General features: G+C 71.8%; 8 protein-coding genes and 1 pseudogene. 4 read left to right on the forward strand and 5 right to left on the reverse strand.

Annotation, left to right across the window (positions count from 1 at the left end; genetic code table 11):
• The first annotated feature begins 167 nt into the window (after positions 1–167).
• Positions 168–926 carry a DeoR/GlpR family DNA-binding transcription regulator gene (locus tag G6045_RS15940; RefSeq protein WP_165332605.1) on the forward strand — a complete coding sequence of 253 codons (759 nt, stop codon included), beginning with the start codon at positions 168–170 and terminating at the stop codon, positions 924–926.
• A 45-nt stretch (positions 927–971) separates the two neighbouring features.
• Here G6045_RS15940 and G6045_RS15945 read toward each other — a convergent pair whose 3' ends face one another.
• The 3 genes from G6045_RS15945 to G6045_RS15955 form a co-directional block, all read right to left on the reverse strand.
• A complete protein-coding gene (locus tag G6045_RS15945; protein WP_165332606.1) occupies positions 972–1,961 on the reverse strand; it encodes a glycoside hydrolase family protein in 990 nt (329 codons plus the stop codon).
• Positions 1,962–2,103: 142 nt separating this feature from the next.
• Positions 2,104–3,168, reverse strand: coding sequence for a LacI family DNA-binding transcriptional regulator (locus G6045_RS15950; protein WP_206343790.1), 1,065 nt, complete (start codon positions 3,166–3,168; stop codon positions 2,104–2,106).
• A 224-nt stretch (positions 3,169–3,392) separates the two neighbouring features.
• Complete coding sequence (locus G6045_RS15955; RefSeq protein WP_206343791.1) at positions 3,393–4,235, reverse strand: helix-turn-helix transcriptional regulator; 843 nt, start codon at positions 4,233–4,235, stop codon at positions 3,393–3,395.
• 247 nt (positions 4,236–4,482) lie between these two features.
• On the opposite strand from G6045_RS15955, the gene G6045_RS15960 reads away from it, so the two are divergent.
• Positions 4,483–5,427, forward strand: a complete 945-nt coding sequence (locus G6045_RS15960) for an SDR family oxidoreductase (protein WP_165332607.1) — start codon at positions 4,483–4,485, stop codon at positions 5,425–5,427.
• 23 nt (positions 5,428–5,450) lie between these two features.
• On the opposite strand, the gene G6045_RS15965 is transcribed toward G6045_RS15960, so the two are convergent.
• On the reverse strand, positions 5,451–6,572 hold the full coding sequence (locus G6045_RS15965; RefSeq protein WP_165332608.1) for a glycerol dehydrogenase: 1,122 nt from the start codon (positions 6,570–6,572) through the stop codon (positions 5,451–5,453).
• Positions 6,573–6,899: 327 nt separating this feature from the next.
• Between G6045_RS15965 and dhaK the strand changes: the two genes are divergently transcribed.
• Positions 6,900–7,895 carry a dihydroxyacetone kinase subunit DhaK gene (gene dhaK / locus G6045_RS15970; protein WP_165332609.1) on the forward strand — a complete coding sequence of 332 codons (996 nt, stop codon included), beginning with the start codon at positions 6,900–6,902 and terminating at the stop codon, positions 7,893–7,895.
• A gap of 63 nt (positions 7,896–7,958) precedes the next feature.
• Positions 7,959–9,146 (forward strand): dihydroxyacetone kinase subunit DhaL, encoded by a 1,188-nt coding sequence (gene dhaL, locus G6045_RS42185; RefSeq protein ID WP_165332610.1) that lies wholly within the window; start codon positions 7,959–7,961, stop codon positions 9,144–9,146.
• A 52-nt stretch (positions 9,147–9,198) separates the two neighbouring features.
• Here dhaL and G6045_RS15980 read toward each other — a convergent pair.
• Positions 9,199–10,257: pseudogene (locus G6045_RS15980) on the reverse strand (FAD/NAD(P)-binding protein); the annotation flags it as partial.

A 10,257-nucleotide genomic window follows, 5' to 3' on the forward strand; every position in this document is an offset into this window, starting at 1 on the left:
GTACCTCTGCGCCGAGGTTCGACATCGGCGTGCCAGGGAGTAAATCGAGCGCGGACTGCCGTGTCAAGGGACGGAACTTGAGCGATCGATCCTCAACTCGCGCAGTTTCGCGCATCATTCTTGCTCATACGAGGACCTCGGCAGTCGTCCGGGACTATGCTCACCGGGTGCTGAGAAGCGACCGTCACCTGCGGATACTCGAGCTTGTCGCCGCGCACGGCAGCGCGGACGTCGGCCGGCTCGCCCTGCTGCTCGGCGTCTCGCAGGCCACCGTGCGCCGGGACCTGCAGCAGTTGAGCGAGCAGCGTCTCGTGGAGCGCACCCACGGGGGTGCGGTGCGCGGCGGCCTGAGCCTCGAACTGCCGTTGCAGCACCGCCTGGACCAGCGATCCCCGCAGAAACTGGCCATCGCCCGTGCGGCCGCCGATCTCGTTCCGCCGGGAGCGGTCGTCGGTCTCACCGGCGGCAGCACCACCAGCGAGGTGGCCCGCCTCCTGGCCGAGCGCGGGCCCGTCACGATCGTCACCAACGCGGTCAACATCGCCGCCTCGATGGTGCTGCACCCCGAGGTCACGCTGATCGTCATCGGCGGCACCGCGCGCAAGGAGAGTTACGAACTGGTCGGCCCCATCGCCGAGAAGACCCTCGCCGACCACCACACCGACATCGCCTTCCTCGGCGTGGACGGCATCAGCGCGGCCCACGGCTGCACCACCCACGACCAGCTGGAAGCCGCGACCGACCGCGCCTTCGCGCACCATGCCGGCAGCACGGTCGTGGTCGCGGACCACACCAAGCTCGGCCGCACGACCTTCGCGAAGATCTGCCCGCTGTCCGCCGTGCACACCCTGATCACTGATTCGGGCGCTTCCGAGGGCGAGTTGGCGGCGATCGGGGAGGCGGGAGTGCGGGTCAAGGTGGTGTGAGGCAGCGGGCGGGGCTCCCACGAACTGCCCCGCCCACCGCGTCGGTCAGCCCCGCGCCAACGCGATCGAACCGGCCAGCCGGTCCCCCGCCTCGTAGATCATGTACGGGACTCCGCCGTCCGTGCCGAAGCACGGTGCGGCCGCGCGGCCGCTCTCCGGGGCCGCGGACGAGGAGTCGTAGAAGACCCCGAGGTGGTTGCGGCGGGTGAAGTCGTTGCCGACCTCGGTGATCAGGATGTTGCCGCCGCTGGACTTGTCCGTGTGGTAGACGACGTAGGTGCTGCCGTTCCGCGTCAGGAGATGGGCGCCGGACACGTTGACCGCTCCGACCGCCGCGTGGTCGATCAGCGGATCGGCGGCGAACTGCCAGTTCCGCCCGTCCGCCGACCAACCCCAGCCGATGTCGCGGTGGTTGGTGGTGTCGTTGCGCATGAAGACCATGACGTAGCGCGCACCCCGGCTCGGCAGATCGTGCGGGAAGACGCGGGCGTACGAGGCCTCGGTGGTGCCGGACGGCAGCATCGACGTGGTGAGGACGGTCTTGTCGTACGTGAAGTGGATGCCGTCCTTGGAGCGGGCCAGGCGCGTGGTGGTGTTCTCGCCGTGGAAGTACAGCCACAGCTCGCGGTGTTCGGCGTTCCACATCACGTGCGGGGACGAGACATGGCTGACCTTGTAGTGCGGGGACCAGTCGTTCTTCACGATCGGGTTGTTCGCGTACTCGGTGTACGGGCCCTCGAGGCGGTCGGCGTACGCGAGGCAGATGCCGCCCGGGGCGTCGTGGGGCGCGTAGTAGAGGTAGTAACGGCCCAGCGGCGAGGACAACTTGTCGTACACGCCGCGGACGCAGGGGAAGATGATCTCGCCCGTGGGGTTGTACTTGAGTTGCGCGGGCGTCAGGAGGGTGCGGACGTAGCGGTAGTCGGGGAAGCCCCCGGGTGCGGCGAGCGCCGGGCGGGCGCCGAGGGCGCCGAAGGCGAGGGCGGTCCCTCCGGTGAGGGTGGTCTGCAGGAAACGGCGACGGTCGAACGACATGGGTGCGGCTCCTTCGTGGGTGCGGCTGGGCGTGCGGGCGTGCGTGGGGCAGGGTGTGCGGGTGTGCGTGGGGCAGGGCGTGCGGGCGCGCCACAGCGCACGGGCTGCGGAACGCTTCGGGTGAGGTGCTGTTGCTGTTCGGTTACGTGGCCGGTGCCCGGCCGGCCGTATGTCCCGGCCTGAACGCGCAGGGCACCAGCGGCGAGTAGTCGGCCTCGCCGGCGGTCAGCAGGGCCGCGAGCGTGCGTACGGCGGCAGCACCGAGCTCTGCCTTGGGGATGTCGAAGCCGGTCGGTTCGGGGTGGTGGGCCAGATCGGCGGGCGGTGAGCCGAGCAGGGCGAGTGAGACCTCGGCCGGCGCGGTGAGACCAGCTTCCTCGACGGCCGTCAGGAGCGCCCGCCAGGCGGCACAGGTGTCGGTCTCCTCGGCCACGAACGCGGTGACGCCCGCGGCGAGTTGAGCCCGCACCCAGGCGCCGGTGATCTCGGCCGCCGGGTCGGCGGCGCGGACCACGCCGCCGGAAAGGCCGGCCCCCGCGAGCGCGCCCCGAAATCCGCGTTCCCGGTCCGTGGAGGCCAGCGCCTCGTCGGTCTCGCACACGAGCGCCATGCCGCGGTGGCCGAGGTCCGCGAGCCTTCGTACGACCTCGGCGGTGGCCTCGGCGTAGTCGGCGCCGACCCAGGCGAGAGTGTCGAGTTCGTCGCGGCGGCCGATGTGCACGGCGGGGTAGCCCTGTTCGACGAGCCGGCGCAGCTCGTCGGCCGGGACGTGCCGCCCGAGGAACAGGCACCCGTCGGCCAGCCGCACCCGGTCGAGCGCGTCCGTCCGGCCGGCCTGGGCGGGCGCGGAGCTCGAGCCGGTGAACAGGACGAGGTCATAGCCGCGCGCCACGGCCTCCTGCTCGACCCCGACGAGGATCGGGTAGTACGAGTGCGCCACGTCGGTCGGGAACGTGGCGGTGAAGCTGAACACCCCGAGCAGATCGTTGCGGGCGGCGGCAAGGCGCTGGGCGGCGGGGTCGGGTGCGTACCCCAACTGCCGTGCCGCCTGGAGCACTCGGGCGCGGGTGTCCGGGTGGAGCGCGATGCCCTGCTTGTTGCCGCTGAGCACCAACGACACCGTGGTCTGCGAAACCCCGGCGAGGCGGGCCACCTCCGCCTGCCGCGGACGCCCCCGCCGAGCCTTCGCCAACCGGACCTCGGCCATGCTCGACTCCCCTGACTAATGCGCATTAGCCCCCGACCGCGCTTGGGGCGCCGTCGACCGCTTGCGGATGAGACCGAACCTTGCCGCCGGGGCGAAAGCACCGTCAAGAGGGCTGTGAAGCTAATGCCTGACTAATAGTGACCAGGCACGATTCCCGCTGGTGGCGGCACGGGCGGGGCCGGCGTCCGGTCGGCCGGCGGGGCCCTGGCGAAGCCGGCGGGGCCCTAGCGAAGCGTCTGCGTCCCGATGACGGACAGGAGTTCCAGCTTCTCGTAACTCTCGCTGCCGGGCAGGGCGGTGTAGACGAGCAGGAAGTGCGAACGGCCCGGTTCGAGCAGGGTCTGGCAGGTCAGCTCCAGGGCGCCGACCTCCGGGTGGACGAAGCGCTTCACCTCGTGCGGGCGGATGCCGACCTCGTGTTCCTCCCACACCGCACGGAACTCCTCGCTCTGCGCGAGCAGCAGATCGGCGAGGTGGGCCGCGCGCGACCCGGGCCCGCGCAGCGTGAGCACCCCGCGCAGGCCGGAGGCGAACATGCGGGAGAGGAAGGCGTGGTCCTCGGGCGCGTACAGGGCACGCGAGGCGGGGTCGGTGAACCAGCGGTAGCCGATGCTGCGGGCCGGGCCGGTGTAGCCGGTCAGATCACCGGTGAGCGCGACGCCGAGCGGGGTCTGCCGCAGCGTCTCGCCGAGTTCGGTGACGATCTCCGCGGGGGTGTCGTGCAGCCGGTCGAAGATACGGAGCATGCCCGGGCCGATGTGCTCGCTCGCCGGGCCGGAAGCGGGCGGGTGGTGTCCGGCAAGACGGAACAGGTGGTCGCGCTCGTCGAGGGAGAGCCGCAGCCCCTGGGCGATGGACGCGATCATCTGCTCGGACGGCTGCGGGCCGCGTTCCCGCTCGAGCCGTGCGTAGTAGTCGGTGGACATATGGCACAGCGCGGCCACTTCCTCGCGCCGCAGCCCGCTGGTCCTGCGGCGCCTGCCGCGCGGGAGGCCGACGTCCTCGGGCTGGAGCGCCTCACGGCGGCGGCGCAGGAACGCGGCGAGCCCGGCCCGGTCGATCACCAACGCGGCCTCCTTTGCTGATGCACTTCTTCTGCTGCTCTTCTGCTGCCGGTGCGCTTCTTCCGCCGGCCCGCGGGTCGTCCCCGCGCAGACCGCCCATGCACCTTTCTACCGGCCGCGCAGCTCCGTATCCACGCCTTCTCGATCCCCCTTTCCCGGACGGCAGAGCGCCGCACCCGGGGGCAGGATGGCCGGTGAGTGCCTTCGCGGACGGTGACATCAGCCGCCCCACGTTCCCAGGAGTGAACCCATGCCCCGCAAGCCCCTCGACTTCACCGTCCCCGACCTCACCGGGCGGCGTGCCGTCGTCACGGGTGCCAGCGACGGCATCGGGCTCGGTATCGCCACGCGGCTCGCAGCGGCGGGGGCCGAGGTGGTCCTGCCCGTACGCAATCCCCGCAAGGGCGAGGCGGCCCTTGAGACCATCCGCCGTACGGCCCCCGGCGCGAACGTGTCGCTGCGCGCCCTCGACCTGTCCTCGCTCGACTCGGTGGCGGCCCTCGGCGAGACCCTCCGCGGCGAGGGACAGCCGGTCCATCTGCTCATCAACAACGCCGGCGTCATGACCCCGCCCGACCGGCAGACCACCGCCGACGGGTTCGAGCTGCAGTTCGGCACCAACCACCTCGGCCACTTCGCCCTGGTGGCCCAGCTCCTTGAGCTGCTGCGCGCGGGCCGGGCGCGGGTGACCTCCCAGGTCAGCGTCGCGGCGAGCCGGGGCGCCATCAACTGGGACGACCTGAACTGGGAACGCTCGTACGACGGCATGAAGGCGTACCGGCAGTCGAAGATCGCGTTCGGGCTCTTCGGTCTTGAACTCCACCGGCGCAGCCGGGCGGGCGGCTGGGGCATCACCAGCAATCTCTCCCACCCCGGGGTCGCGCCGACGAACCTGCTCGCGGCCCGCCCCGAGGTGGGACGCGACAAGGACACCCTGGGCGTACGCGTGGTCCGCGCGCTGTCCTCCCGCGGCATCCTCGTCGGGACGGTCGAGAGCGCGAAGCTGCCCGCCCTGTACGCGGCCACCGCCCCCGACGCCGAGAGCGGCCGGCTCTACGGCCCGGGCGGGCCCGGCCACTTGGGCGGCCCGCCCGCACCGCAGAAGCTGTACTCCCCGCTGAACAAGCCCGAGGACGCCCGCCGTATCTGGCAGCGTTCCGAGGAGCTGGCGAAGGTGACCTTCCCCGACAGCTGAGACGAGCCGCGGATGCGTGGCCCTCAGGCCGCGTGCTTCCTCGCGTACGCACGGGCGTAGGCGTCACCGCCGACCAGGGCGTCGGCGACCATCTGCGGGGTCACCGCGAACGGCATGTTGTGCGTCGTCTCGCCTTCCGCGGTCGAGGCGCGGCCGATCGCCAGGAGCTCCTCGCGGTCCGCGTCGCCGAGGCCTATCCCGGCGAGCGTGGTGGGCAGGCCGACGGCGAGGCTGAACTCGAGGTACGTGTCCAGCTCCGCGGTGGGGGCGCCTTCGAGGATCAGCTGGGCGAGCGTGCCGATGTTGACCTTCTCGCCGTGCATCATGCCGTGCACCTTGTGCGAGACGGTCAGGCCGTTGTGGATGCCGTGGGCCGCGGCGAGACCGCAGCTCTCGAAGCCGAGGCCGGACAGGAGGGTGTTCGCTTCGGTGATCTTCTCCAACGCCGGGGTGACCACGTGCTGTTCGGCCGCGAGGCGGGCCTGCGGCCCGTACTCCATGAGCGTCTCCCAGCACAGCTTGGCCAGGGCGAGCGAGGCTCCGGTGGCCAGGCCGCCGGCCATCGCGGTGCGCTCGGCGGCGACGCAGACGCGCGCCTCGTACCAGGTGGCGAGCGCGTCGCCCATACCGGAGACGATGAAGCGCGACGGGGCGCCCGCGACCAACTGGGTGTCGACGAGCACCAGGTTGGGGTTGCGGGAGAAGAAGGAGTAGCGCTCGAAGGCGCCTTCCTCGGTGTAGATGACGGCGAGCGCGCTGGTGGGCGCGTCGGTGGAGGCGACGGTCGGTGCGCTGACGACCGCGATGTCACCGCGGGCGTGTCCGACGGCCTTGGCGGTGTCGATGGCGGTGCCGCCGCCGATCCCGATGACGACGTCCGCGCCCGCCTGCTCGGCGACCGCGGTGATGCGGTCGATCTCCTTCTGGGTGCACAGACCGCCGAAGATTTCCTTGGTCAGCTTCACGCCGGCCGCGGACAGGGACTGCGTGACCGCCTCGTCGACCAGAGCCCACACTCCGTTGTCCGCGAGGACGACCGCGTTCTCGCCGAGGCGTGCCACGTGCTCGCCCAGGGTCCCCACGGCGCCCGCGCCCTGCACGTACTTCGGCGGGCTGATCATCATGCGGGTGGCGACGGTATTCATGGTGCAACCTCCTGTGGCAAGCCGCCGAACAGACGGCTATTCCTGCTTCATCGAAGAAATAAAAGGAGCCGATCGATAATTCGGCGAATTGTTCGCCGCAGTCGGTGACCGGAGTGTGCCACAGGAATTCCGAACCGCCAAAAGGCGACAACCTGGCCGTTCACGGTCGCAAGGAGGGGTCTTTGTGTCCGCCGGGCAGGGACCAAAGACCCATGGCGCACCCCGCTCCCGGGAATAATCTTCACGTAAAGCTCCCGCAGGGCCGGAAATGCCTCTGCCTTTATGGCGGATATTCCGTCCGTTGAATTAATCAAGGAGAACTCCGTCGTGAAGAAGCTGATCAACGCTCCGGAGACCGTGGTCGCCGACGCCCTGCGCGGTATGGCGGCCACGCACCCGAAGCTGGCGGTCGACGCCGAGGCCGGGATCGTCCTGCGGGCCGGCGGCAAGGTGCCCGGCAAGGTCGGGATCCTGTCCGGCGGCGGCAGCGGCCACGAGCCGCTGCACGCGGGCTTCGTCGGGCGCGGCATGCTGGACGCGGCCGTCGCGGGACCGGTGTTCACCTCGCCCGTGCCGGACCGCATCGGCCAGGCCACCGCGGCCGTGGACGCCGGCGCGGGTGTGCTGCACATCGTCAAGAACTACACGGGCGACATCCTCAACTTCGGCATGGCCGCCGAGGACGCGGACGACGACGGCATCAAGGTGGAGACCGTCGTGGTCGACGACGACGTCGCCGTCGCGCGCGGCGAGGGAGCGGGCCGCCGCGGAACGGGCGCCACCTTGTTCGTGGAGAAGCTCGCGGGCGCGCTGGCCGAGACCGGTGCACCGCTCGCCGAGGTGGCCGCGCTCGCCCGCAAGGTCAACGAGCGCAGCCGCAGCTTCGGCGTGGCCCTGTCCTCGTGCACGACCCCGGCGAACGGCGCGCCCAACTTCGCGCTCGGCCCGGACGAGATCGAGATCGGCGTCGGTATCCACGGCGAGCCCGGCCGGTACCGCGGCCGGCTCACCACCGCCGCCGAGACCACCGGGATCATGCTCGACGCCGTGCTCGCGGATCTGCCGGAAGCCGCCGGAGACCCGGTGATCGTCCTCGTGAACGGGCTCGGCGCGACCCCGCCGGTCGAGCTGTACATCGTCCGCGGCGAGGTCGAGCGGGTGCTGGCCGCGCGCGGCATCCAGGTGGCCCGCTCGCTGGTCGGCAACTACGTCACGAGCCTCGACATGGCCGGCTGCACGATCACCGTGTGCCGCGCCGACGAGCAGATGACCGAGCTGTGGGACGCGCCCGTGCACACCCCGTCCCTGCGCTGGGGCGCCTGAGCCCCGCTCCCCCTCGATCCGCCTCCCGCCTCCCGCCTCCCTCTCGTCAGGAAGACCAGTCCGATGACTGCCAAGCCCGAGCCCGCCCCCGAACTCACCCTCGACGCCGCCTACTTCGGCCGCTGGCTCAGCGCCGCCGCGGAGCTCTTCGAACGGGACGCCGCCCGGCTGACCGCTCTCGACGCGGCGGCCGGTGACGGCGACCACGGCGCGAACATGGTGCGCGGCTTCGGTGCCGTGCGCGAGGCCGCCGCGCAGAACGCCCCCGGCACCCCCGGTGAGCTGTTCTCTCTGGCCGGCACCACGCTCACCAACTCCGTGGGCGGTGCGTCCGGTCCGCTGTTCGGTACGGCGCTGCGCCGTACCGGCAAGCGCCTGGGCGCCGCCGAAGCGGTCACGCTGCCGGAGTTCGCGGCGGCACTGCGGGCCGGCGCCGAGGCCGTCGGCAAGCTGGGCGGTGCCGTACCCGGTGACTCGACGCTCCTGGACGCGCTGCTGCCGGCCCTGGACGCGCTCGACGCACGAGGATCCTCCGCTGAGGGTGCACTCGACGCACCGGGATCCGCCGGGGACGCGCTCGGTGTCCGGGAGATCACCGATGCGCTGTCCGCCGCGAGCGCCGCGGCGCTGGCCGGCGCCGAGGGTACCGGGGCGATGCAGGCCAGGAAGGGCCGCGCCAGCTACCTGGGCGAGCGCAGCATCGGTCACGAGGACGCGGGCGCCCATTCGGTCGTGCTGCTCTTCGACGCGCTGGTGCTCGCCGCCGACCCCAAGTGGGCGCCGCGACCCGCGGCCACCGCCCGGGCCGAGGAGCCCACGGTCGCCGCGGACCCGGCCGCCAAGGGCGGCCGGGTCGGCGTCGTCCTTGTCTCGCACAGCCGTGAAGTGGCCGAGGCCACCGTCGAGTTGGCCAAGGCCATGGTCGGCTCCGGCGACATCGCCCCGGTGTACGCGGCCGGCGGCACCGACGACGGCCGGATCGGCACCAGCGCCGAGCGCATCCACGCGGCGGCACTCAAGGCCGACGAAGGCAAGGGCGTCGCCGTCCTGTGCGACATGGGCAGCGCGGTCCTGACCGTGCAGGCCCTGCTCTCCGGCTCCGACGACCGCGTGCTGCCGGCCGGCACCCGCATCGTGGACGCCCCGTTCGTCGAGGGCGCGGTCGGCGTCGTCGTCACCGCCTCCGTGGGCGGCGACCTCGACATGGTCCTCGCGGCGGGCGAGGACGCGCGCAACTACCGCAAGGGGTAAGGCGCGTGCCCTCTCGCCGGGGGCTGAGGCCCGGGGCGAGAGGGCGCACACATCACTGCCGCAGGACCTGAGGAGGCCCGGCCGCCCGCTGCCCCCACCCGCCGGATTCCCGCAAGGCGTTCAGCACCGTACGAGCCGTGGAGTCGTTCTGCCGGAAGGCCGGAGCGTTGGTGTGAGGGCGGGCGAAGGCGGCGATGCCGCGGCTGTTGGTCGGGGCGCCGAGGGCGATCCGGCGGGGGTGGGGTCCGCCGAGGGACGGGTCGATGACGCGGCCGTCGGCGGGCGTCACGGTGAGCAGTCCTGAGCGATGGGTGTACGTGGGGTCGGCGATGACCTCCTCGGCAAGGGCTCCCTCCCGGCGCAGCCCGCCGAGCAGGAGGTCCTCGGTGCGTTCGAGCGAAACCTCGGGCAGATACGCCTCGATGAGGGCGGTGGCGTGCGTGGTGTGACCGGGGACTGTGCCGGAGGTCGCGGTGAAGGTGCCGGTGGTGTCGTCGGTTCCGATACGGACGTCGGCGCCCAGGAACCGTACGACGCCTGCGCGGGACAGCGCGAGCAGTTGCCGCAGCCGGAAGCCGGGCGGTCCGGAGGCGAGGAAGCTGAAGAAGCCGCGCCACCATCCGTCCAGGTCCTCGGCGACCGTACGGGCGGTGAGCCGGCCGGAGTCGACGAGGCGCGGCAGCTGCCCGTAGACGGAGAGCAGCGCGAAGAACGCGCCGAGGTCGGCGCTGAACTCCTGGTTCTCGCGGCGCCCGACGTCCTCGGTGATGTGGGCACGCAAGTGGTCCTGGAACGCGTCCGGTTCAGGGAAGGTCCGTCCGGCCAGTGGGCGGTCCAGGGCCTCGAAGTCCAGGCGGTCCGCCGGATCGGGCACAGCGGTGGCGATCAGAGCGGCCATCTCGGCCGAGTACCAGCCGAGTCGGTCGTACGCGGCCTCGAACTCGGGCCAGGGCAGCGCAGTGCGCTCGGGGTGCGCGTGGAACAGCTCGTGGTAGTGGCCGAAGCCGATCTCCTTGGCCATCAGCGGCCATACGTCCCGGCGCAGGTCCAGCGGACGGCCTTCGGCGACCAGCGCGTCCACCGCTTCCGGACCGAAGTGGCGGGGCAGGGG

The organism is Streptomyces mesophilus, from assembly GCF_011044995.1.
Lineage (GTDB): Bacteria > Actinomycetota > Actinomycetes > Streptomycetales > Streptomycetaceae > Streptomyces > Streptomyces mesophilus.